The 24,340-nt window shown below is 67.8% G+C and carries 9 protein-coding genes; 2 read left to right on the top strand and 7 right to left on the bottom strand.

Features of this window, described 5'->3' with window-relative positions; translation table 11 throughout:
* Positions 1–181: 181 nt before the first annotated feature.
* Both VT03_RS14650 and VT03_RS14645 read left to right on the top strand, forming a co-directional pair.
* The gene (locus VT03_RS14650; protein ID WP_197489332.1) at positions 182–1,282 is read left to right on the top strand and encodes a sensor domain-containing diguanylate cyclase; all 1,101 of its coding nucleotides are present in this window, start codon (positions 182–184) and stop codon (positions 1,280–1,282) included.
* Between the two features lie 21 nt (positions 1,283–1,303).
* The gene (locus VT03_RS14645) at positions 1,304–3,754 is read left to right on the top strand and encodes a serine/threonine-protein kinase (RefSeq protein WP_082846219.1); all 2,451 of its coding nucleotides are present in this window, start codon (positions 1,304–1,306) and stop codon (positions 3,752–3,754) included.
* A gap of 68 nt (positions 3,755–3,822) precedes the next feature.
* Here VT03_RS14645 and VT03_RS14640 read toward each other — a convergent pair whose 3' ends face one another.
* The 7 genes from VT03_RS14640 to VT03_RS14610 all read right to left on the bottom strand — a co-directional run bounded on the left by VT03_RS14640 (position 3,823) and on the right by VT03_RS14610 (position 24,338).
* Entirely contained in the window at positions 3,823–5,319 is a 1,497-nt protein-coding gene (locus VT03_RS14640) for a hypothetical protein (RefSeq protein WP_156514500.1), read from the bottom strand.
* Between the two features lie 185 nt (positions 5,320–5,504).
* Positions 5,505–8,219: a FixH family protein gene (locus VT03_RS14635; RefSeq protein ID WP_075093657.1), complete on the bottom strand. Its 2,715-nt coding sequence runs from the start codon at positions 8,217–8,219 to the stop codon at positions 5,505–5,507.
* Positions 8,216–10,114, bottom strand: coding sequence for a vWA domain-containing protein (locus VT03_RS14630; protein WP_075093656.1), 1,899 nt, complete (start codon positions 10,112–10,114; stop codon positions 8,216–8,218). The genes VT03_RS14635 and VT03_RS14630 overlap by 4 nt, the downstream gene beginning before the upstream one ends.
* Before the next feature lie 173 nt (positions 10,115–10,287).
* Positions 10,288–11,166, bottom strand: a complete 879-nt coding sequence (locus VT03_RS14625) for a DUF58 domain-containing protein (protein ID WP_075093655.1) — start codon at positions 11,164–11,166, stop codon at positions 10,288–10,290.
* Positions 11,167–11,226: 60 nt separating this feature from the next.
* On the bottom strand, positions 11,227–11,622 hold the full coding sequence (locus VT03_RS14620) for a GxxExxY protein (RefSeq protein WP_075093654.1): 396 nt from the start codon (positions 11,620–11,622) through the stop codon (positions 11,227–11,229).
* Between the two features lie 60 nt (positions 11,623–11,682).
* Entirely contained in the window at positions 11,683–12,696 is a 1,014-nt protein-coding gene (locus VT03_RS14615) for an AAA family ATPase (protein ID WP_075093653.1), read from the bottom strand.
* A gap of 170 nt (positions 12,697–12,866) precedes the next feature.
* Positions 12,867–24,338: a DUF1583 domain-containing protein gene (locus VT03_RS14610; RefSeq protein WP_075093652.1), complete on the bottom strand. Its 11,472-nt coding sequence runs from the start codon at positions 24,336–24,338 to the stop codon at positions 12,867–12,869.
* Positions 24,339–24,340: the final 2 nt, after the last annotated feature.

Here is a 24,340-nt window from a genome sequence, read left to right as displayed (position 1 = left end):
GCTTTCGGGGAAATCCACCCGCCGGCCGCTCTACGAGTGCTGCAATTTGCACTTTGCAACCGGCGCGCGGCGTTTTGGCCACATCGCCCGCACTTTCGGGCCGTCCGCGGGGGTGTCCAACCAATACTGGACGGTGCGAGTCGTTCCGCACGGCCAACCCGGGACCAGGGGAATGAACGTCATGATCGAGACTGCGCGAGATGCTTCCGCCGACGCGCAACGGCGGCCTGTCGATGCTCAGGCCCTGTTGCCGGGTGCTCCGACCGAACCCTCCGGCGAGGTGCCGCCGTGGCTCTATCAGGCGATCTTCGACACGCTCCAGGTGGGGCTGGCGATCCTCGATGACCAAGGGACCATCGTTGCGCGGAACGCCGCCTGGGACCGCTTCCTCCTCTCCGGCTTCCCGGACACCCTGGCCCTCGCCCAGGGGGTGAACGTCCTCCGCTCGGTCGAACGCGCCCAGCCGTCGGCGATCCTCCCGCTGGTAGAGATCGGCCGCGGACTGCAGCACGTCCTCGAGCGCACCTCTGCGGAGTTCCAGGTGGAATACACCGCCGGGACGGCCGCCTGTCCGTCGACCTACGAGATCCGCGGCTTCGCCTGCGAGTTCGCGTCGCGTCTCTGGATCCTGGTGACGCATGACGACGTCACGATCAAGAAGCAGGCCGAGGCCCTCGCCATCGCCTCCGCCCAGCGGCTCAAGGAGCTCAACGGCGACCTGGAGATCCTCAACACCCGGCTGGAGCGGCTCGCCTCCGTCGACGAACTGACGGGACTCTTCAACCGCCGCGCCTTCGAGCAGGTGGCGTCCCGCGAATGGAGGCTCTGCCTGGACGAGAACCTCCCGTTCAGCCTGATCCTGTTCGATGTCGACTGCTTCAAGCTCTACAACGATTCATGCGGCCATCCGGCGGGGGACCAGTGCCTGCGGGTCATCGCCTCCATTCTCAACGAGTCGACGCTCGGAAGCCCGCTGTCCGTGGCGCGATTCGGAGGCGAGGAATTCGCCCTCATCCTTCCCGGCCGCAGCCTCCACGAAGCGGAGGAGATCGCCCGGTCCATCCAGGCGCGGATCCGCGAGCGGAGGCTCCCGCATCCGACCTCGGGACTCTCTCCGCATGTGACGGTCAGCGGAGGGTGCGCCGGCCGGGACGGCCCCGGCGACTCGCTGATCGCGGTGATCCACCGCGCCGATCAAGCCCTCTATTCCGCGAAACGGGCCGGACGGAACCGCATCGTCTGCACGCCGCCCGATGCCACCGCCGCCCTGGCCGCTTCCTGACTCAAGCCGTTCAACCAGTCCATGGCTGAGAATTCCGCAAAAGGTCCCGTGACGAGCGATCACCATGCCGGGCCGGTCGGGACGAGCCCGACCCTGATCCCGCAGGAGGGGGGAGCGCGGGAGCTGCCGATCTCGTCGGCGTCCCGGGCCCTGACCGACGAGGAGCTGTCGGAGCTCCTGAATCTCGCCCCGGGGGGCGCCTCCAAGCCGGAGCGGGACTTCGTCCTGGCGGCCTTCCTGATGCGGACGAACGCCGTCAGCGGCCGGACGCTTCGCGGCGTCCTCAAACGCTGGACACCCTTCGGCCGGCGGCCGCTGCGGGACTTTCTCCTGGAGCAGAAGGCGTGCAGCGAGGAGGCCCTGGCCCAGGCCGAACAGGAGAGCCAGCGGTTCTTCAGCGCCGACGCGCAGCGGGGGAGCGGCGACCGCGTCGTCTCGACGGTGGCCCGGCGGACCTCGACCCTGCTCGACCGGATCGACCCGACGGGGGGCGTGGCGAAGGTCCTGGGGCTCTCGCTGATCCCCAAGGAGGTCGTGGGAGAAGAAGTCCGCACGTTCAAGACCCAGTTCCGGCTGCTGCGCAAGCTGGGGCAGGGAGGGCTGGGGACCGTCTGGCTGGCGATCGACACCAGCCTCAACCGCTACGTGGCCCTCAAGGAGATCGCGAGTCCGGGCGGCGCCCACTCGGTCGTCACCGCCCGCTTCCGGCGGGAGGCGGAGATCACCGGCCGGCTGGACCATCCCAGCATCGTCCCCCTCCACGTCCTGGGGGAGAACGAGGGGGACGGACGGCTGTTCTACGTGATGCGGTTCCTCGGCAACCAGACGCTGGACGACGCGATCCGCGAATACCACGACCGCCGCGAAGGAAGCACGGAGAACCCGCTCGACTTCCACCGCCTGCTGGTCGCCTTCGTCAGCGTCTGCCAGGCGGTGGCCTACGCCCATTCCCACAAGGTCATCCACCGCGACCTGAAGCCCCAGAACATCGCGCTCGACCACTTCGGGCAGGTGGTCGTCCTGGACTGGGGGCTGGCCAAGGTCCTGGGGATGGAGGATCCGGACCGCTACCTGGCGTCCGGTCATTCCGGGCAGGGCCTCGACAGCCTCGACGTCACGCTGGCGGGCCAGGTCATGGGGACCCCTATGTACATGTCGCCCGAGCAGGCGTCCGGGCGGGTGGACGAGATCGACGAACTGACCGACATCTACGGCCTGGGAGCGATCCTGTTCGCCATCCTGACCGGGTACGCCCCGCATGAGATGAGCCACCAGTCCCTGCCCGGCGACAACCGGATCGCGGCCCTTCTGGACGCGATCGCCGACCCGCGGACCGCGCCCCCGCGGAAGCTCAACCCCCAGGTCTCGCCGTCGCTCGAGGCGATCTGCCTCAAGGCGATGTCCCGCGATCGCCGCCAGCGCTACGCCTCGGTCTCCGCTCTCTCGGACGACGTGCAGCGGTGGATGGCCGACCAGCCGATCTCCGCCGCCGAGGAGCCGACGTTCAAACGCCTGCACCGCTGGATCGGCCGCCACCGCGTCCTCTCCTCCGTGATCGCCTTCTTCACGGTCCTCCTGGCGGTGCTGATCTCCCTCGGATCGGCCGACGCATACCAGAAGCGGCTGGCCGAGCGCCAGCTGCGGCTGCAGGTGCTGGCGGACGACACGCGGGAACTGGAAGCCCGCCTGACGCACGAGATCCACGCCCTCCGCGACAACGTCCGCTTCATGTCGACGGTCCCGCTGGTGCAGGACCTGCTGGAAGCCCGCCAGCAGAAGGATGCGAAAGCGGAAGCCCAGTGGACGCAGCGGCTCACGCGGATCTACCGGGGGCTGATCGACGCCAATCCGAGCTACATGGCGGTCACGTACTGGATCGAGGAGCCGGCCGCGAAGGGACGTCCCGTCCGCGCCGAGAACCCGCTGGCGCGGCCCGTCGCCCTGCAGAGCGATCTGCGGGAGTTCTTCGGCCGACACCTCCCGGCGATCTCGGAACTCGCCCGCCGGGACGTCTATGTCGGGATGCCGGGCCGGATGACGTCGGTCGAGCCGTCCGCGGCCGAAGGGACTCCCGCGGCGGGCAAGGAGCCGGTCGGACGATGCCTCGTGGCGGGGATCGGGGTCTATGACGAGAACCGGCGGAGCGAAGTCGGCGGGGTCGCGATCGAATGCGACCTGGAGAAGATCCTCCGCGACCACCTGCCGGCCGCGTCCAACCAGCACGTCGTCATCTGGCTGACTGACGAGACCGGCCGCCCGCGGATGCAGTTCACGCCGGAACGGGGACTACTGCCCCTCGCCCAGGGGGATCCCGGGTTCCCCAGCGCCGCGGAAATCAAGACGTTCCTCACGTCCACGACCAGCGAGGTCCTGACGGTGATCTCGCCGACCCTCTCCGTGACTCGAATCCCGCTGAGCCCGCACGATCCCGATCACTTCATGGGAGTCGTGACGCAGGTGCGGAGCCGTTGATTCCCGGCCGCCGCCACCGGACTGCCGGGCGTTCGCAGGCGAGCCGCGCCGCGGCCGCGGACGGGAGGTCAGTTCGCGGCCGGAGCGGTGCGGCGCTCGACTTCGTCCGTCGCCGCGTCATTGGGGCGGATCGACTCGAAGTACTTGCGGATCGTCTGCCGGTGCCCGAGCGGAATCGGCTCGTTGTCGAGGACCGATTCGGCCATCTTCTGATACTTGGCGTGGTTCTCGCGATACTGCCGCTGGGCCTGCTGCTCCCCTTCGGGCGAGTGCGTCGTCTCGGTCTCGACGTCGCCATCCTCCGACTGCTGCCCCTTGAGCTTGTCCTGCGGCTTCGTGCCGAGGGCGGCGGTCTGCTCGCCCGCCTCGTTGCCGCTGGCGGCGAGACCCCAGTTCTTGCCGCCCTTCCCCTTGCTGCTGGACTTGGCGGTCGACTTGCAGCTCCCCTCGCACTCGCTCTTGCACTCGCCGAGGCAGTTACACTGCTTCATCAGGAGGTCGGTCAGCTTCTTCCGCTTGCTCTGCTTCTTGGCTTCGCCAGCAAGCTTCTTGCTTCCTTCCGAGAACTGGCCCCCCTTCTCGCCGAGGCCCTGCGACATCTCGCCGGTCGCCTTGCTGAGCGAGTTCTGCCCGTCGCTCCCGGCCTTTTTGGCGACCGCTTCCAACTTCTCCTTCACCGCCTTCTCGGTCTGCCGGTCGAGCTGCGGATCGGTCAGCTCTTCGAGCTTCTGGGCCGCCTTGTCATAGTCCCCCGCCGCCAGCGCCTGGCCCGCTTCGGCCAGGGGCTCGGCGAGAGCGAGCGCTTCGCCGGCCGCCTTCATGTTGGCGTCAACTGCGGCGACGTTGTGCTTCGCCTGTTCCGCCTGGAGGGCGGCCTGCATCTCGGAGAGCTTGGCCATCGCCTCCCGGATATCGGTCCCCGGCTCCTTCAGTTCCTGCAGGGCCTCTTTCAGCTCCTGCACGAGCTTTTCCACTTCGGGGTCCTGCTCCTTCTGGGCGAACTCCTCGAGCTCCTTCACTTCTTCCGCAATCCGGTCCGCCTGAGCGACCACGACGTCGAGCGGCTCCGGAATGCTGGCCTCCGCCGGGGCATTCAGGACCGCCAGAACCACGACGGCGGCCATCACCGCGACCGACCCGAGGGCGTACGGCAGGACCCGCGGCATGCGGAAGGGGACCACCTCGTTCGCCTTCACGCGGGACATATGCGTCAGGGCGTCGTCGAAGGCGAGCTGCTGCGCTGGTGTGACGTCGCGGCGGCCCTGGAACTCGAGAGCCGTGGCGGCCCGGTCCTTGAGGGCGTAGTGGCTGTCGATGGCGGCCGCGGCGTCGTGGAGTTCCTTCCGCCAGACGAAGCCGATCACGAAGCCCGCGGCGGCACCGCCGAGCGCGAGCGCGGGGGCCAGCCACAGCGGGAAGGCCGCGACCGACGCCCAGGTCCCGAGGGCGATCACGGCGGCGAGTGCCGAGCCGACCAGAAGTCCCCAGGCGGAAAACCCGATCCCGCGAGCGAGCCGCTGCCGAAGGCAGACCGGTTCCAAGTGCGAGTGCAGCGTCTGGCCCATCATCCGCTCCTGACCCGAATGGTCATCCCGTTGTCGCGGCCGATGGAATGGCGGCCGCCTGAAACGCAGGCAAAAGTCTACCCGGACCGTTCCGGAAACCCCAAACGATTTCGGTTCGCCTCATGAAAAGTTCAGCCCCGTTCTGCCGCCGTGCCGGCCCGGCCCGGCGGCTTCCAAACGGGACGTCAGACGGCGTCCGCCCGTCGGCGGCGGTTCCGCGAGGCGGTCCGGGGCGCCTCGCCGCGGCCCGGCCGGAGCGGGACGGCAGCAGGGCGCCGTCCGAGCATCAGGCCGACGTCGACCCGCCGGAGGAAAACGTCGAGGACGAGCAGAACGGCCGCCAGCGTCACGAGATACGGCCACAGCGGCGTCGGCCGCAGGGCGGTCCGCTCGGTCGGTTCCAGGATCTGGTCGACGGTCGGCTGGAACCGCCCGCCGGAGGCTTCGGCGACGCTCTTGAGGAGCGCCTCGTTGGGGGGCCGCAGCCGGAGTTCGTCGCTGTAGCCGACCGTCAGCCCCCGCGACTGGCGGTAGAGGACCTGGCCGTCTTTCTTCTGGGTCAGCTCGATGTGGTACGCCCCGCTCCGCGGCGTGTCGAAGGTCGCGACGTACCGCCCCGGCGCCGACTGCTGGAGCGAGATCCTGCGGTTTCCGAGCTGCGGATCGATCACCGTCATCTCGGTCTCGGCCTGATTGAGGAACCGCCCCGCGGCATCGACGGCGTCGAGCGTGACGGTCGCGGTCCCGCTCTTCTGAGCGACCTCGACCGAGACCCCCTTGGCGTCGCTCTTCCGCATCGCCTGCCGGACGACCTGCGCCCAGAACTTGGCGAACTCGGGCCACGTCAGCCACTCGGCCGCCCAGCGGCTCTTGGCGTCCGACGTGAAGGCGACCGACATCCCCAGGCCGTACCGCCACCACGACAGGAGCGGATCTCCCTTCTCGGTCGAGAGGATGACTTCGCTCGTCGGCTTGGGGCGGGTCATGACGTAGCCCAGAAGAAACGGCGCGTTCTCCAGGTCGATTCCCCGCATCGCCTGCGAGGCCCGGACGACCTGCGGGATGAAGGGCTGCTCGTCGATCGCGCTCTTGCTCGCTGTCACGGTCTCCTTGGCGAAGATCTGCGGGATGTTGGCCGGATCGTCGGTGAAGTAGTACCGCCCCTGGCCGATCTTGGCGATCCCCTCGAGGACATCCGCCGCGGCATCCGCCCCGATCGAGACCGTACTGACCGTGATCTTCGACTGGGCCATCGTCCCGGCGAGCCCCTCGAAATCGCCGGGAGAGGAAACGCCGTCAGTCAGCATGATGACGTGCTTGATCTTCGCCGGAGCGGACTGAAGCATCTCGTACGCCTTCTCCATGGCGGGGTACATCGTCGTTCCGCCGCCGGCGTCGATCCGGCTGATCTCGTCGCTGATCCGCCCCTTGTTGGACGCGGACTGCAGCTCGCTCGTGACGTAGGTCTCGCCGTCGAAGGCGACGACGCCGACCATGTCCCGGTTGCCGAGCAGCTCGACCGCCGCGCGGGCCGCCGATTTCGCCATCTCGATCTTGTCGCCGCTCATGGAGCCCGACTTGTCGATGACGAGGACCATCCCGAGGCTCGGCTTTTCCTTTTCCTTCTCGAAGTCGCTCCGGACCGGGAGGACCTCTTCCAGGACCGACTTGTAGTAGCCCCCCAGGCCGAACGACTGCTCGCCGCCGAGCATCATCAGCCCCCCGCCGAGGTCCTGCACATACGTCCGGGCAATCTCCATCTGCTGCTGCGACAGGACGGTCGCGGGGACGTTCGAGAGGATCAGCATCTCGTAGTTCTGGAGGTCCGACAGGTTGTCGGGCATCCCCGCGGGGGGGCGGACGTCCGCCTGGATCTCTTCCTGTTCAAGGGCCGCGACGAACTCCCGGATCAGCTTGGGATTGCTCTCAACGATCAGGACCCGCGGCTTCCCAGCGGTGTAGACGAGTCCGCTGTCGGTGTTGTTGTCGAGGAGCGTGTCTTCTTTCATGCCGGAGAGACGGACCGTGAAGTTCGCCAGCCGCTCGCTCTCGATCGACTGCTGGAACCGGAACCGGTTCTCCCCTTTCTTGATGGGCTTCCGCTCGCTGACGACCTGGTGGTCGCCGCGGTAGACCTGGATCAGCCCTTCGTCGTCGTGGTTCGAGTCAATCACGACTTCGACGTGGAACGGCTCCCCCTGGCGGACCTGGGCGGGGAGCGCGACCGCCGAGACCTGGGCCTCGGGCTCGCTGCGGGTCGGGAGCGGAATCGTCGAGATCGGGACCTTCGCCTGAAGCGCCGTCCGGAGCGCATCGCCGCGGGTCTGGTTGCCGTCGCTCAGAAGCAGGATCTGCGGGACGTAGCCGGGAGGGATCGAGGCGAGCGAGGCCTCGATCGCGGCCTCAATGTCGGTCCCCGGAGTAGGACCCGTCGGCGCGGGAGGGACGGCGGGAACGGCTTCGGCCGGAGGCGTTCCCGGAGCTTCCGCCGCGGGTTTCTCGCTCGCGGCCTCGTCCGCTTTCTTGAGGAACGGCGCGGGATCGTTCGAGAACTTTCCCGGGGCCGCCTGGAACGGCAGGAAGGCGATCTTGTTCTTCCCCGCCTTCTGTGCCGCCTCCTCGACAAGCTTCCGGAGAGCCGGCTCCGCCTCGGTCCCGATGCTCTGGCTCTGGTCAACGGCGAGGACGATGAACTGCTCCTGCGTCGGCCGCGAGAGCGTCAGCCCCGCGAGCGAGAGGACCAGCAGGAGCACAATTACGGAGCGGACCACCAGCGACACGAGCCGCTGGGACCGCGGAAAGTCGGCGAGGCTCCGATAGAAGTAGTAGACGAGCACCGGTACGGCCACGAGACCGAGGAGCCGGAGCGGGTGCGTCAGTTCGAGGGCCCATCCAGTCATCCGATCCACCGCCTCTGGTAGAGGACCCATTCCACCGCGGCGAGGAACCACGCGAGTGCAATCAGATAGAACCAGATCGGCCGGACAAACGTCCCGCCGCCGATCGCCGCCGTCGACAGCTCGCGCCACGCCTGTGGCGGACGAAGGTCCCCCTCCACGCGGCTGGCGAGGTTGCAGGCCAGTTCGAGCGCGGGCGCGTCGGCCGCTTCCGTCGCGGCTCCCGGTGTCTCGCCGACCGGCTTCTTCGTTCCCTCGGCCTCGGCCGGGCGGAGGCTCCAGACTCCGATCTCATCCAGGGGACCGACCGAGGCCTTCTCCGCGCCGGCCGGGAGCGGCTTCTGGACCCCCGCGGGGGACCAGAGCGCCAGCGGCCGGGCGGTGTCGTGCGGCGGGATCGTGACGTCGGTCACGGCCCCCGCGACGAGCGCCTCCCGCAGTTCCCCCGCCTGTCCACCGAACCAGCCGAGCGCGTTCGTGACGAGGATCGGGAACGCCGTCCGGAACGTGAGGTCCCCCTCATCGAGGTTCACCGTCAGGACCGCCGTCCGGCGGCCGGGCGTCTCGACCTGGAAGTAGAGCGGGTCTCCCGACACCGCGCCGACGAGGACCTTCGCTCCGGCTCCCTCGGCGGGGGTAAGCTGGCGGGCCTGCGGAAGGAGGACGTTCTCCAGCCGGACGTGCTGCATCAGCGGAGAGTCGGCCTCCTGCTTCGTCACGATCGGGTTGTCGAGCTGTTCGCCGAGCTTCCAGAGGTCGGTCCCTTCTCGCGGATCGACCACGAACGCGTTCCCGAGCGGCATCGTGGGGGGGACGAGCCGATGGAAGACGTGGACAACCCCCTTCTCGAATGTCTCCGGGAGTTCCTTCACCACCTTGAGGTCGACGAGGGGATTCGCGCTGAACGCCTTCTCGAGAAACAGGTTCCCCGGCGTGACGAGGAGCACCTTCTGCATCTCCCGCTTCGGCAGAAGGGCCTGGGCGGTGTTGTCCGCCGCGAGAGGATCATCATGCTTCAGCCGGGCCACGAGCCTTCCACCGTCGATCGACGTCTTCTCGAACGTCTGGCTCCAGGTCTGTCCGGCGGCGAGCTTCAGCGGCACGACGTCGACCGGCTGGTCGTTGAGGTCGAGGTCGAGCCGCGCCTCGGCCGGGTCGCCCGAGGCGTTGACGATCTCGACGAGGATCTCGTACCCGATCGGATCGAGAAGACTCCGCCGGACCTGGAACTGCGTGATCCCGACATTTCCCGACGCCGTCCCGACCGGATGGAGCTTGACGACGGGATCCGCCGCAAGCGCCTCGCTGCCGGCGAAACCCCCATCGGAATACACGACCACGAGACCGTTTTTGGCATCCGCCAGGAGTCGCCGCGCGAGCTCGACCGCCTCGGGAACTTTCGTCGGGCCATCGGTCTTGCCGATCGAGTCGATCGCATCCTGGAGTGTCCGCTCATGGCTGGTCAGCCCGCACACGACGCGGGGCTGCGTTCCGGCGGCGAGAATCGCGAACTCATCCTGATGCCGCAGCGACGCCACCTGCCTGGCCGCGGCGGCCTTAGCAGCCGCAAGCCGGGTCGGGGCGACGTCGGTCGCGTTCATGCTGGCGGAGTTGTCGATGACAAGCACCACCCGCCGGGGCTGCCAGCCGTCGGAGCGGAAGAACGGTTCCGCGAGTGCGAGGACGAGGAGCATCAGCCACACGAGCTGCACGAGAAGCGACAGCCAGTGCCGGAGCTGCTGCCACAGGGAGCGGGGACTCTTCTCGTCGTAGATCTGCTGCCAGAAGATCGTCGTCGAGACCGGCACCTGCCGCAGTCGGATCTTCAGGATATAGAAGATCACCACCGGCACCGTGAGGGCCGCCCAGGCAAGCGCGAGTGGTGTGGCGAAGGACATGGTTGGTTAAGGGTTAAACACCAAGACACCAAGGATTCACTAAGGCCACAAAGGAGGAGAAGGACCAAGGCGTGGCTTCTGCACGCCAATCGCCTCTCGAACGGGCCTGGGTGGATCGTGTCTTCTTTTCTTGGTGCCCTTCGTGCCTCCTTGGTGTCTTGGTGTTTAACCTCTTACCCCACGGTTCCGACGGCCCGCATCATCCGCAGGACGAGGTCATCGAACGTCGTCCGCGTATCGGACTGCGTGCAGCCGATGCCGTAGTTGCGGCAGTAACGGGCGACCCCCGTCTGGAAGTCGCCGAAGAGTTTTCGGTAAGCCCGGAGGTTCGCCTCGGTGACGGTCACTTTCCGGCTCGATTCGTTCTCGATGTCATAGAGCTCGACGTCCCCCAGGAAGTCGGGGTTCGCCTCCTTGGGGTCGTGAAGCTGGATCACCGTCGGCTCGTAGCGGCGGTGCCGCAGCTGGTCGAGCCCCTGCTCATAGCCGCTCGGCGCAAAGAGGTCGCTCAGGACGACGGCGAGCCCCGACCGCTGCTTCCGCCGCGTGAAGTCCCGCATGACCCGCGCGAAGTCGGTGTCGGCCCCCTGCGGAGAGAGGTCTTCGAGGAACTCGAGCAGCGAAAGAATTCGCGCCTTGCCGCGGGTCAGCGGAAAGTCGTCGATGATCCTGTCCGCGAAGGCGATCACCGAGATCCGGTCGAGGTCGGCCAGTGCGATGTAGGCGAGCGCCGCCGTGAGCTGCCGCGCCAGGTCGTACTTCGCCCCCTCGCCGTAGGCCATGCTCCGCGAGCAGTCGAGCAGGAAGTAGACGTGCAGGTCCTGCTCCTCCTGAAACCGCTTGAGCAGGAACTCTCCGTGCCGGGCGTAGATGTTCCAGTCGAGGTACCGGAGGTCGTCCCCCGCGGCGTACTCCCGGTGGTCCGAGAACTCGATCCCGCTCCCGAACTGCATCGTCCGCCGCTGGGCCAGCAGCGAACCGCGAAAGATCCGCCGCGACACGAGCGACAGATATTCGAGCTTACTCAGGAAGTCGGAGCCGAAGAGGGGCATGGGTTAAACACCAAGGCACAAAGGTGGCACCAAGGGCACCAAGGATTCAAGGCAGGGGTGTCAGCGGATGATTCGTCGGATTCCGTCCTTGATGAAAGGGACATGAAAGTTGATCAGGAGAGCGAGTCGTTTGCCTGTCATTTTGAGGTAGGTCAAAGTCGTGGTTTCGAAGACGGGCTGCATTTCCGCGACGGCTTTGATCTCGACGATGACGAGATCCTCAACGAGGACGTCTAGACGGAAACCGGTTTCCATCCGGATCTCCTCATAGGTGACAGGCACTTCCAGCTGCCGTGAATAGGCGAGACCTCGTTTTCGGAGCTCGTAGCACAGGCATTCCTCGTAAACGGACTCGAGCAGGCCAGGACCAAGACGCGAGTGGATACGAAATACGCAATCAACAACCGCCCGCGCCACTTCGTCTGTTCTCTCCGGAATCGGAACAAATCCACCCATCCCCCGCCAAATCCTTTGTGCCCTTGGTGCCACCTTTGTGTCTTGGTGTTTAAGTCTTCTTCACGCCGCCTTGGCCGGCTCCTTCACGTTCTTGACAATCTGGGCGACTACGTCGTCCGTCGGCACCCCTTCGGCCTGGCCTTCGAAGTTCAGGATCAGGCGGTGCCGCAGGACGGCCGGTGCCACCGCCTGGAGGTCTTCGCGGGCGACGTGGTAGCGGTTATCGAGGATCGCCCGGATCTTCGCTCCCAGGATCAGGGCCTGGGCGCCGCGGGGGCTCGAGCCGAAGCGGATGTACTTCCGCGTGATGTCGGCCGCCAACTCGTGTTCGGGGTGGGTCGCCATCACGAGGGCGATCCCGTAGCGGCGGACTTCGTTCGAGATCGGGATCTCGCGGATGAGCCGGGACATCTCGACGATCCGCTCCCCCGAGAGGACCGCCTCGGCCCGCTGCGTCTTCTTCTCCGTCGTCCGGTCGAGGATTGCCTCCATGTCGGCGGTCGAGGGGAATTTCACGAGGAGCTTGCAGAAGAACCGGTCGAGCTGAGCTTCGGGGAGCGGATAGGTCCCCTCCATTTCGAGCGGGTTCTGCGTGGCGAGGACGAAGAACGGCTCGCCGAGACGGTGCGTCGTCCCAGCGATCGTCACCGAGTGCTCCTGCATCGCTTCGAGGAGCGCCGACTGCGTCTTCGGCGTCGCGCGATTGATTTCGTCGGCGAGAATGATGTTGCCGAAGATCGGGCCGGGCTGAAACTCGAACCGCTTCCCGCCGGCGGAGGTCTCCATGACAACGTTTGTGCCGATCAGATCCGCCGGCATGAGGTCGGGCGTAAACTGGATCCGCTGGAACTTGAGATGCAGGCAGTCCGAGAGCGTCCGGACGAGGAGCGTCTTCCCGAGGCCCGGGACCCCTTCCAGGAGGACATGCCCGCCGGCGATCAGCGCCATCAGCGTGTCGTCGAGGATGTCGAGCTGCCCGACGATCACCTTGCCGACCTCGTCCCGGAGGCGGCGGAAATCGCTGCGGAAACCGTCGAGGGCTTCCCGGAGGTGCTGGAGCTCAGCTTCGGCCATAAGAGTCTCAGGAAGAGGAGTTCGTAAGAAGAGCGAACCGGGGCAAACGCTACCCGACCGATCCGGGGCTGTCCAAGGGGCCAAGTCCATTTTTGGCTTCGTCTCCGAAGAGGGCATGAAGCGATCTCCCGGCGAATCCGCCATGCATCACCATGACCCCGAGGCGACGATCATTCCCTGGCCACCTTCGCGTCGGGCGCGGCGAGGGTTTGCTCGGCGACCGGCGGGAGGACCTTCGGCCACTCGCCGCGGTAGCGGACGTTCTTGATCCGGCTGGCGGCCTCGTCCCGGAAGCGGAAGAAGCCGAAGAGCCGCGAGTTGTCCGCGGCGATCGGGATCTCGCCCAGCCGCTCACCGTTGAGCGTGAGCGCGAGAACGTCCCCCTTCACCGCGAGCGAGAGGTGGTTCCAGTCCGCCGACTTGAGCGGCGGCTTCTCCAAGCCGCCGGCGAGCGGAGCCTCGTTCCCCGGCTCGATCCCGCTCCGTTCGTAGGGGCCGTCGGTCAGGACGTGGGTCCGGACGCCGGTTTCGGAGAACAGGACCGCCACGCGGCCGAGGGCCGGGAAGACCGCCGTCTTCCCGGGCTCGTAGTAGAAGTCGTACTCCAGCGTCCCGTCTTCGACGAGCGGCCGGCGGTAGACGAGGAGGCTCTCTCGCTTGCTGCCGGGGGCGTTCTCGAGGACCGAGCCGACGATCTCCGCCTTGTCCTTCCGCCAGATCGCGTCCTTGGCGTCGATCGTGTCGCCGTAGTCCGGCCGCCACGAGGCGAGGTTGTCGGCCACCGAGAGATCGATCGCCTCCGGAATCGTCGGCGAGCCGGTGATCCGCAGGTTCGAGACGACGCCATTGAGCTGCGGCTGGGAGGAGCGGATCGCCAGCCAGGGATCGGCCGCGACGGGGACCGGCTCCTCGTGAACCGGTTTGCCGTTCACCTCGACCTTCATCTTCCCCTCCTGGATCCGGAGGACGTAGTCGACCTCCGCTCCCCAGCGGTCGATCTTCTCCTTGAGGTCGATCGACGAGCCGGCCCGGCTGAACGGATTCCGCCGGAGCGATTTCCCGTCGTGGAACAGGTCGATTCCGACGGCGGCGTACTCGAGCGAGATCTCCCGCCAGCCGTTCGTCGTCCGCCGGGCGCTGACTTCGAAGTTCCCTGTCAGCGGCGACTGGAAGAGGAGCGTGTCGTCCCCCTGCCCGGTGTGGAACTCCGCCCGTCCCGGCGCGAGCCGCCAGGTCGCCGCGGGATAGCCCCGGCCGCGGAATTCGGGAGAGGGATAACTGACGACGGCCCACTGCGAGCCCCGGTCGGGCCGCGTCTGCATCGGCAGCGCGGCCGTCTCGGCACTCGTCAGCCAGCGGGCGCGGCTCCGGAGCCAGCGGACTTTCCTGTCCCACTCCTGGCCGAGCGCCGCCGTCTGCTGCTGTGTCACGATCAGCTCGGCGATCGGCAGGACCGCCGTCCGCAGGTTGGGATCACCAAGGGCGGCATGGGCCGCCAGAACTTCCGGCGACCGGTGCAGGACCGCGGTGTCGGCCGGGAGCGCCTTGAGGCCGTCGAACACGACCTTGAGGCTCTGCGCCGCCGCGAGGGAGTCCTGCCGCGCGAGGCCGATGAGAGTCTTGAGCGCCGCGACGTTCCGGCCGCGGTGCGGCGCCGACTCGTCGATGTTCTCCAGGAGCTGTTCCAGCTCCGGCAGGCGATTGAGTTCCGCGGCGGTCGCGACGAGGGCGGCCGCGGGAGCGACAAAGTCTCCCCCACGGACAGCGGCGTCCGCTTTCGCCGCGGCGGGCGAGAGCGTCCGCGAATCGACCGGCACGAACGCTCCTTGAAGACGGAACGTCGAGTGCCCGGCGCCCGGCAGGACCCAGTCCCGCAGGACCGCGAACCGCTCTTCGGGCGGCAGCCCCTGCGCGAGCTTCCAGACTCCATAGGGATCGTCGACGAAGTTCTCTTCCCGCGTCATCACGGAGCGGGCCCGCCGCAGTTCTGCGGACTCCTCGCCGTGGGCTCGCGCGAGAAGATTACCGAGGACCTCGGGGCCCAGTTCCTTCGGCCAGTCGCCGGTCAGGACGACGTTGCGGATCTGGACGGCGTGCTTCGTCCGATCGCGGAAGAAGCCGAACCGCAGGTCGTTCCCCGCCTCCATCGGCCGCTGGTAAACGAGCGTTCCGTTGAGCCGGATCTCGGCTGTCCGGTCCTTCAGCGTAAGCTCCAGCGCATTCCAGTCATCCGGCCGGAGGGGCAGCGGGCCTTCCCGGCGGCGGTTCTCCGGTTCGTTTTGGACGTTGTCCGCCGGGATATCGAAATACGGGCTCGTATTGAGCCAGTGGACTCGAATCCCTTCGGGCCGGAGCAGGAACGTGACCGGTCCGAGCGTTGGAGAGACCTCGACCTGATCGGGGCGGTACAGGAACTCGCAGCGGACCGTGTCGCCGCTGACGAGCGGGCGATGATAAATCAGCCGCGACCGCCAGACCCCTGGATAGTTCGAGACGTTCGGCGCCAGGCGGGCCTGCAGGATCCCCTCTTCGGCAAACCAGTCGGCCGGCCGCGTGTCGACCTCCCGTGGATTGTTCGGGTCGACCTTCGGCGGCGGCTCGCGGAGCGAGAGGCGGGGCTCGATCTTCTCCCCCTGCGGCGCGGACCACCCGTCGAAGCGGTTTCCCTCGACCAGCCGGACTTCGCGGGGGACCTTCGGCTCGCCGGTCAGCCGCAGGTTCCGCAGCGCCGCGCGGCGCTGATCGAGAGCTCCCAGCAGGAGCCACGGCGACGTGCGGCTCGGCTCGGAATCCTCGTAGACCAGGTGTTCGTTGACGAAGTAGCGGACCCTCTCCGGGCTGATCTGGAGCCGGTAGCGGTTCGCCCAGTTGACGGCGGTGATCGGAGCGGCCCGCTGGACGACTTCGTTCTGCGAGTGGGGCTGGATGGAGACGCGGTTCGACCAGTGCTGCGGCTGACAGACGAGCCCCGCGTAGCCGAACTGCGCTTCTCCGAGTTCCTCCGAAGCGGCCTCGAACGAGAACTCGAACGTCCCTTCCAGCGGAGAACGCCAATAGAGGCCGCTGGCGAACTCGCTGTTGCAGAGCGGCAGGAGGGCGTCGTCGTGGACGCTCCACCAAGAGGGGGTCGCGCTCCCCTGCCCGATCCCGCCGGCGGGACCGGCCGTCATCCAGTGGGCCAGGCCCGGCCGGACGGCCGCTTCGCGGTCGGCCTCGGAGAGGTCCCGGATCGCGTCGAGCGCGAGGAGCCGATAGAGGTGCGGCAGCTGGTTGCGGACCTGCCCCTTGCGGTGGTCTTCCACGACCCGCGGCGCGAGGCGGCGAACGATCGCGAGATTTTTCGGCGAAGCGAAGCCCCGCTCGACAAGGAGAAACTCATCCCACCGCTGATCGGCGACCGACTTGGCGGCGGCGGTCTCCGCCGCGTTGTTGGACGTACTGGCCGGGGTGGCGGGCGTCGTCGTGGTCCCCTTGATCCGGTCGTTGACCCGCGCCAGGACCGCTTCGAGCGAGGGGGCCGCTTCCGGAGAGTCCTCGGCGAGGAGGATCGCCGTCAGCAGGGTCTCGGCCCGCGGGAGCTTCTCGGCGACGAGCGGTTCGACCAGCTTGCGGAGTTCCGCCAGCTGCCCGCTCTCCCGCGCGGCGTCGATCAGGAGGCCGATGTTGGAGACGAGTCCGATCGGGGGAGCCGGCGGCAGGTCCCGCTGCGACTCGGGCCGGAAGACCGCGGGGGTGATGTCCCCTCCGGAGAACTCCGCGAGGAACCGGATGGTGCGGCGTTTCTCGGCCGGCAGGGTCCAGTCCCGCCACGTTTCGTACCGCTCCTGCGGAGTGCGGCGGGTCAGTTGCCGGGCCAGAATCAGGATCGGCGTCGTGAGGGTGACGTCGCCGTAGTTCCGCGTCACCGGAACATCTTCAAAGCGACCGAGGTAGTCGAGCGTCAGCCGTGCGTCCCCGGTGGTCGCGAGGGACGTGACAATCTGCCGCAGCTCCTGCTTCTGCTGATAGATGCCGTAGTCGCCGCTGTACTGGGCGTAGTACGCCTGCCGGCCCTGGAGGAACGCGTCGATCAGCGGCTGGACCTTGCCTCCGTCTCCCGTGCGGATGTGATGCTCGACGAGGAGCAGGAGCGGCCCCCGCGCCTGGAGAGAGGAGTTCGAAGACAGGCTCCGCGCCGCGGCGTCGACGATCGGCAGGGCATGCTCCTTCAGCGGCGCGTGCGGGAAGGCGAGCGCAGCGGCGTGCGAGGCGGTCGAGAGGAGCGTGCTCCCCTGCTGCCGGGGTCCGGTCTGCGGCGTCGCGACTTTCTGGAGGGCCTTCAGCGGAGCAACGGCGGCGGCGTAATCCGCCGTCTCGACCGCCACCGCCACCTCGAGGACCGCGGCCGGGACGACGCCCGACGTGCCGCTCTGGCGGGCGGCGATCGCCTCCCGCAGCGGCTCGACGGTCTTCGCGTCGCGGGCCCAGCGGGCCAGCTCGATCCCCAGGTTCTGCGGCTGGGTCCAGTCATTGAGGGACTGCTCGTAGAGCAGGATGTCCCCCGGGCGGTGCGCCGGGAAGACAATCTTGAACAGCGTGTCGTACATCGCCTGCGGCGGGTACTTCTTCTGCCGCCACGTCTGAGACAGCCGCGAGAGGGACGTTCCGACCGCCTGGAGGATCTCGGGACTTTCGAGCGAGCCAGACGGGTTGCCGCTTCCCAGGAGCGCGGGGGCGGAGACCGCGAACCCGGCGGCTCCCCGGGTGCGGCTGGTCGCGGGGGAGACGTCAGGGACCGGCAGTCCCCCGGCGAGGGAGTCCCGGATGGCCCGCAGCGCAATCTCCGGGAGTCCGGAGTCAGCGGCGAGCTGGGCGGCGTTCATGGCGACGCGGAACTGCGAGAGGGTCAGCGGCGGAATCAGCGCCGTCGTTGCGGCGGGTTTCACCTCACCGGGCTTCGCTCCCGGAACCGTCCCCGGGGGACGCGGCGGGCGGGGAGGCATCCCGGCTGCCGAGGCCTGCGGCGAAGCGGACTTCTTGACGACCGGACGGACGACCGCCGAGTCGACGAGCATCGTCAGCGACTTTTCGAGCCGGTCCTTGTCGCCGGCGTCGCGGGCCAGGATCGACCGCTGGTGAAGCATCGCCTGGGCGTGGTCGGGCGCGGTCTGGCGGAGCGCCGCCTCGACGCTGCGGGTCGCCAGCGGATCGAGCCGGGCGGCCAGGTCCTTCCGGGCCGCGCACGCCTTGACCACGATCCACAGGTCCATCTGCCCCGCCGCCTCCTCCCGCTGACGGGCGTTGGCCCGCGTTCCGGGGGGGAGCGGTTCGAGCGGGGTCCGGCCGACGAGCGCCTCGAGTTCGGCCAGCGGCTTGTCGACGGCGGCGGGATCCTCGCCGCGGAGGGCCAGCAGGACTTCGGTGATCCGCAGACTGAAGTCGTCCGCGTGTTCGGTCCGGAGAGCGTCGAGCGCCGCCGTCGCCGAGCGGAGATTCTCCGGCGCGAGGGCTTTGGCGGCCAGGAGGGTCGCGACGGGACTGCCGAGGTCCGTCGAGCCGCTGCGGTCCTTCTGCAGGCTGAGCATCAGGTCGATGACCGGTTTCCCCGGTTCGTTCCGCGGGCGCAGCAGGGCCTCGACGAGCGCCGGGTCGTTGGACTTGGCCAGCTTCTCCATCAGGGCCTGCAGCCGGCTGGTCGTCTGCTGGGTGTAATAGTCGCGATTGTTGTAGTTCGGGTTCGACTTGTCCGACGCGCCGAGCTCCAGCGCCTCCCGGTACATCCGCAGGGCGTCGATCGAGAAGTCGAGCTGCTCGTACTGCTGGCCAATGCTGAACAGCCCCGACATCTTCTGCGAGAGGGCGTACGAGGCGTCGTAGTTGTCGTAGTTCTGTCCCTTGGCCGACTTGGCAAGGAGCGCCTTGGCGTCGTCGCGGCGCTTGGCCCCGATGTACATCTGGATCAGCCGCGGACCGGGGGAATACTGGAACTCCCGCATCCCGCTGTTGTTCTCACCGCCGAGGGCCAGCTCGTAGAGGCGGATCGTCTCGCCGCGGAGGTCCTCGACCGGCTCGAGGACCTGCCCCACGATCCAGCCGACCGCCTGCGGGACCTCTCCCGGCTTCTTGTCCTTCAGGAACGCCTCCAGGGCGGTCCGGGCTTCCGCGACCTGGCCCGACCGGGCCTGGATCGCCGCCAGGACGAGCGGTCCCCCCTTCCAGTCCGGGTTCTTCTCAACCGCCGCCGCGACTTCCCCGCGGATCGCCTCGAGCTGGTTTGTCTTGAGGCCGATCTTGACCAGGTTCTGGAACGCGGTGTAGGTCTCGCCGTTGCCGCCGTACGAGTTGACCTGGTTGATGCCGTACCACGGATTCCCCTTGGTGAGGGCGGAGGTCGGCAGCAGCATCTCCTTCCCGTAGGCCACGATCTCCGGGGAGTCCCAGGCCTCTTCGTTGTAGAACGACGTCATGAAGTACTGCCGCTGTTCCGGGAACTGCTCCCAGGCCTTCTTGAAGAGGGCCATCACGGCGGGACGCTGCTCCTTGTTGTTCATGGCGTTCTGGAGCAGGTTCGAGACGACGTAGGACTGGCCCAGCCGGCGGAGGTCGATCCCTTCCAGGAACTTCGTCAGGTCCGGGAGCCGCTTCGCCGACTGGAAGGCGCGGGTCACTTCGTAGTAGTCGTTCGAAAGGAGCTGCGGCTGCAGCTTCAGCGCGGCGAGGAACTCGTCGCACGCCTCGGAGAACTTCTGGGAGCCCTGCAGCTGCTGGGCGAACCGGTAGCGGAGAACGGCGTCATCGGGCCGGGCCTCCACGATCTTCCTCTGGAGCTCCAGGACCTTGGCGTTGTCGCCGGCCGCCTGGTAGTACTCCGTCAGGGCCTGATGCAGCTGCGACGACTGCGGCGAGCGGGCGAGCTGCTCCTCCGTCGACTGGATCAGCTCCTTGAGTTTTCCTGAGGCCGAGAGGACCTGCAGCGCCGCGCTGCGGTTGCCGTCGTCACCTCCCGAGGAGATCCGCCGGCTCGATGACGTGTTCGTTCCCGAGGGGCGGGACCGGCGGAGGATCTGCCGGGCGATCTGGACCGCCAGGTCCGCCTGTCCCTGCGCCTGGTGCATGCTCATCAGGGTCGCCATCGAGCTCAGGTTGCTCCCCGCCTGCCGCTGGACGCGGTTCAGGACCGCCTCCGCCTGCTCGTTCATGCCCAGCCGCCGCATCTGGCTGACGAGCTGGAGCTGCGTGCCGGCGTCGAGCCGCAGGCCGAAGAGCCGCTCGGCGGCGGTGCGGGCCCGCTCGAGGTCCCCCAGCCGGACCGCGTAGTCGAGGGCGAGCGACTCCCGGTCCCGCATCGTCTCCTGATTGACTGGAACGACCTCGTCGACAATGGCGAGCGCGTCCTCGAAGCGGTTCGACGCGGCGTGGAGCTGGGCGACGTCCGTCCGCAGCTCCCAATCCTGCGGCGCGAGGCGCGACGCCTCGGCGATGTGCCGCACGGCTCCTTCGGCGTCGTCGTTCCAGGAATGGAACGCCACGAGCGCCAGCCGGCGGTCGATCCGCTGGCTCTCCGTCGCCGCGGCGAGCCGCTCTTCAAGGTGCTTCTGCAGGTCGCTCAGGAGGTCGTTCCGGGAGAAGACCTCAAACGCGTTCCGCAGCAGCATCAGGGCGTCCATCTCGTAGTACGGTCCCGGGACCGGATACGCGACCTGCACATGGTTCGACGACTTGCCGTTGTAGATCTGGTAGTAGTTCGACCCCTGAGACCGCGTGCTCCGCTGGCCGCTGCGGCGGGGCTTGGCCCGCTCGATCGCGGACCGTTCCTGGTTGTAGTCCAGGTACCGGTCGAGGATCGCCAGGACCTCATCCGTCTTCTTGGCCGCGCCGAGGGTCCCTACGAGCTGTGCCAGCTGGTAGCCCGCCTGGCTGGCGGTGCTCCGCTGCGTCGGATTCGGCTTGCCCGGCTTCAGGGAGAGCCGCGCGAGCCGGTCGAAGACCTGCAGCGCCTCCGGGACGTTCTCGCGGCTGATCAGGATGGCCAGCGCGCCCTGCAGGGCCGCCGGGGACTCCGGCCCGGTGAGCAGTTCCTGGAAGAGACGCTGTTCCTCTTCCGTCCTTCCCGCCCGCTTCAGTTCTTCGAGAACCATCGGCGTGAAGTTCGACGTGTAGAGGCCCGAGTCGGAGAACCGGCTCGACCATTCCCGCCAGGCGGTGAACGATCGCAGGACCAGATCCATGTCCTCCTTCGACAGCGGCTCGGGCTCCGGTCCCTGCTGCGAACCGCGATAGGCCCGCGTCCGGTACTGCAGGGACGTGATCAGCCGATAGTGTCCCCCGAGCTCACCCGTCTGCGCCAGCTTCCGGACGAGGGGCGTCATCTGCAGCCGGTCCCGCGACGACGACTGGACGTAGTCGAGGATCGACTGCAGGTAGGCCGCGTCCCACAAGGCCCGGGGGCTGACGCCGTCGGCTTCGACAGGGCGATTGAACCGTTCCAGGACCTCCGCCGACTTTCCGGCATCGAGTCCAAAGCGATAGATCCAGGCGATCGATCCCAACCGGGCATCGCCGAACGAAGACGGCCCCCAGAACGCCCGCGCCATACCGTAGTTCTCGCGCGAGAGCAGTCCCGCGACGACGAGCGGTTCGTACGAGCCCTGTGTCCGGGTGAGCGACCGAAGCGCTGTCTGGATCGACGGGGCTCCACCGCTCCCCCCGCCGGCTGCCTTGGCGGCTTTGGCCGCCTGGTTCTTGGCGGTTGGCGTCAGCTCCTCGTCGGCATTGGGGAGGGCCAGGATCGCTTCGAACCGCTTGGCCGCTTCGGCCGGCGATGTCTTCGAGAGGGCCGCCCCTTCGCGGTAGAGCAGCTCCCAGTTGCGGGGATCGTCCCGCAGCCGGGCCTGGATGATCAGGAGGGCGGTCTCGGTCTGCTCGCTGCCGAGCAGCGAATCGATATTCCGCATCAGCTTCTCGGGGTCTTCCTCCTTGGAAGCGAGCCGGACCAGGATCGCGCTGCTCTCCTGGGCGGCGCCGTTCTGCGAGAGGAGCGTCGCGAGCTTGTACTCCGTCTCCGGCCCCGGCGCGAGGCGGACGAGCTGCTCCTGGTACTTCACCGCCGCCGACAGGTCGTTCTCGGTCCCGGCGAGGTTCGCGAGCTGCTGGAGGAGCTGCGTGTCGCGGGAGTTGTCGGTCAGCAGGCTTTCGAGCTCCTGCCGGGCCATCCCGTAGTCCCCGGCGGCCTGGTAGGCCTGGGCGAGGCAGATCGTCGTCTCCCGCTTGTCGTCCGCGTCGCTCCGCTGGCGTTCGAGACGTTCCAGCTCCTTGTCGAACCGGTTGGACTGGAGGTACTGGTCGGTCAGCTTCTGGACGACGGCCAGGCGGTCGTCCAGCGCCTGCCCCTTGTCGAACGCCTGCCAGTAGATTTCGATCGCCTCATCGGTCCGGAACTGCTCCGCCAAAGCCCCGGCCAGGACGAGCAGGAGCTGCGGCTCGCCCGGATTGAGCCGTACGGCGCGGCGGAGGGTCTGCAGTCCCTCGTCGGTCTGGCCGAGGCGGAAGCAGAGGCCGGCGAAGAACTCGTAGTTCTCGGTGTTGCCCGGCGCGGAGGCGAGCAGGTCCCGGCCCGCGGCGATCGCCTCGTCGGTCCGTCCAAGCTGCATCTCCAGCTGCGCGACGCGGCGGAGGTAGTCGCTCCGGCCCCGGCGGTCGACCGTCGCCAGCCGGCGGTTCAGGTCCCCCGCCTCCTTGAGGTTCCCCGCCTGCTCGCTGAGCCGGGCCGCGGTCGCCAGGAGCGGGATGGACTGCGGTTCGAGGGCGAGGGCCTTTTCGATCGACCGCGCCGCCTCTTCATGGTCGTGAAGCCCTTCCTGGTAGCGGGCCAGCAGGTAGTGCTGGCGGGCCGTCGCCTGTCCGGCGGCGATCGCCTGCGCGAGTTCTTCCGACCGCTTCTGGAGCGAGCGGTCCTGGTCATAGACCCGGATCTGCGTGGTGAGGACGCTCTCTCGCTCTTCCTCGTTCTGGGCGAGGGCTTCGGCGCGGGTCAGGGCCGCGAGCGCCTCGACCGGCTGGTCCGCCTTGGCGAACAGATCCACCGATTTCATCTGCAGCGAAAAGTCTTTGGGATCGAGTTCGCAGGCGGCGGAGATCTCGGGGAGGGCGTCTTTGAGATAGCCGAACGACGCCAGGACTTCCGCCAGCCGGGCGACATTGACCGCCGTGCGATTCTTCCCTTCCGCAATGACCCGCCACGTGGCGAGCGCCTTCTCGGGCTCTTTCCGCTGGTGGTAGAACTCGCCGAGGTACTCGCGGTACTGCGGCTGCTCGGGGGCGAGTTCGACCGCCTTCTGGTACAGCTCGAGCGCCGCATCGGGCATCTCGGAATGCCGGAACAGGTCGGCGACCTGCGTGGCGATGAGCGGGTCCTTGGGCCGGGCGACGAGCAGCCGCCGCCAGACCGTTTCGGCCTCGGTCTTCCGCTGCTCCTTCGGCCGCGACGTGTCGCGGAGGATCAGCTTTCCCCAGTCCCGCAGCAGGTCCGGGTTGTTGGGGTCGGTCTTGTCGAGCTCCTGGTACTGGGCGATCGCCTCGGGATACCGCTGGTCGTCGACGAGCTGGTCGATGAACGCCAGCCGCAGCTCTTTCCGCGATGGCGCGAGCTTCAGCGCCTTGTCGAGCCAGACCTGGGCTTCAGGGACGCGGGCCTGCTTGGCCAGCGTTCGGGCGAGCCGGGCCATGGCGTCGACGTCTTCCGGGTTCTTGGCGACCCAGGCTTCGTAGTACTTCGTGAGGCCGTCGTAGTTGTCCGTGCGCAGAAAGATCTCGTCGATCCGCCGCCGGACGTCGCGGTGCAGCCAGCTCGTCGGGTTGAGCGTGGCGAGGAGCGCCTCGAGATCGCCGATCGCTTCCTGCGAGCGGTTCAGCTTGACCTTCAGCTCAGCCGCCTCGATCCGGTAGGACGACTTTCGGTAATCGTCCTTCGTCATCCCGATCAGGGATTCGTAGCGCGGGAGGGCGAGCGCCGGCTGACCTTCCTCGACCAGCGTGGCCGCGATCTGCTCCTGCACGCGGGGATCATTCGGGAAGAGCTTTTCGAGACGGGTCCAGCAGGCGAGGGCCTCCTGTGTCCGCTGGGCCCGCTGGTGCACGCGGCCGAGGGCCTGGAAGATCTCGAGCGAGTCCGCCTGAACCGGCTTGCGGGCGATCGCGGCCTCGAAGGCCTCGACCGCCTTGTCCGGCTGGCCGACGAGGACCAGGCTCTGCCCAAGGTAGTAGGACGCCATCGCGTTCGCGGGAAGCAGCTCCGCCGCTTTCGTAAAGCTCTCGACCGCCATCGCGTCGCGGCCCCGCTGGGCTTCGATGAGGCCGCGGATCATCCACGCGATCCCATCCTGCGGGTTCTTCGTCGTCTGGTCGGCGTACCGCTGGACGAGCGCGTCGATCGATCCGGTCTCAATGTGATACCCGTAGACCTTGTCGAGCGCCGTCCCGCGCCGCGGGTTCTTCTCCAGGACGACAAGAAAACGCTCGATGACCTTGGCCTGCCGCGAGGCTTCCTCGTCGCTCTCTTCCGTCTGGGGGAAGGCGACGTGTCCGAACGGAAGACCAAGACCGACACAAAGAGCGAGGAGTCCGGCGATGACCCGGACCCGGTGGCCACACGAAGCAAGCGACATTT

The sequence above is a fragment of the Planctomyces sp. SH-PL14 genome, assembly GCF_001610835.1.
In the GTDB taxonomy this organism is placed as follows: Bacteria; Planctomycetota; Planctomycetia; order Planctomycetales; family Planctomycetaceae; genus Planctomyces_A.
This window is presented reverse-complemented; position numbering and strand designations above follow the sequence as displayed.

Bases quoted from the DNA above. Each gene is read 5' to 3' on its own strand.
- VT03_RS14640 (WP_156514500.1), bottom strand. From the start codon at position 5,319: ATGGGCCAGACGCTGCACTCGCACTTGGAACCGGTCTGCCTTCGGCAG.
- VT03_RS14635 (WP_075093657.1), bottom strand. From the start codon at position 8,219: ATGACTGGATGGGCCCTCGAACTGACGCACCCGCTCCGGCTCCTCGGT.
- VT03_RS14650 (WP_197489332.1), top strand. From the start codon at position 182: ATGATCGAGACTGCGCGAGATGCTTCCGCCGACGCGCAACGGCGGCCT.
- VT03_RS14645 (WP_082846219.1), top strand. From the start codon at position 1,304: ATGGCTGAGAATTCCGCAAAAGGTCCCGTGACGAGCGATCACCATGCC.
- VT03_RS14625 (WP_075093655.1), bottom strand. From the start codon at position 11,166: ATGCCCCTCTTCGGCTCCGACTTCCTGAGTAAGCTCGAATATCTGTCG.
- VT03_RS14620 (WP_075093654.1), bottom strand. From the start codon at position 11,622: ATGGGTGGATTTGTTCCGATTCCGGAGAGAACAGACGAAGTGGCGCGG.
- VT03_RS14610 (WP_075093652.1), bottom strand. From the start codon at position 24,338: ATGTCGCTTGCTTCGTGTGGCCACCGGGTCCGGGTCATCGCCGGACTC.
- VT03_RS14630 (WP_075093656.1), bottom strand. From the start codon at position 10,114: ATGTCCTTCGCCACACCACTCGCGCTTGCCTGGGCGGCCCTCACGGTG.
- VT03_RS14615 (WP_075093653.1), bottom strand. From the start codon at position 12,696: ATGGCCGAAGCTGAGCTCCAGCACCTCCGGGAAGCCCTCGACGGTTTC.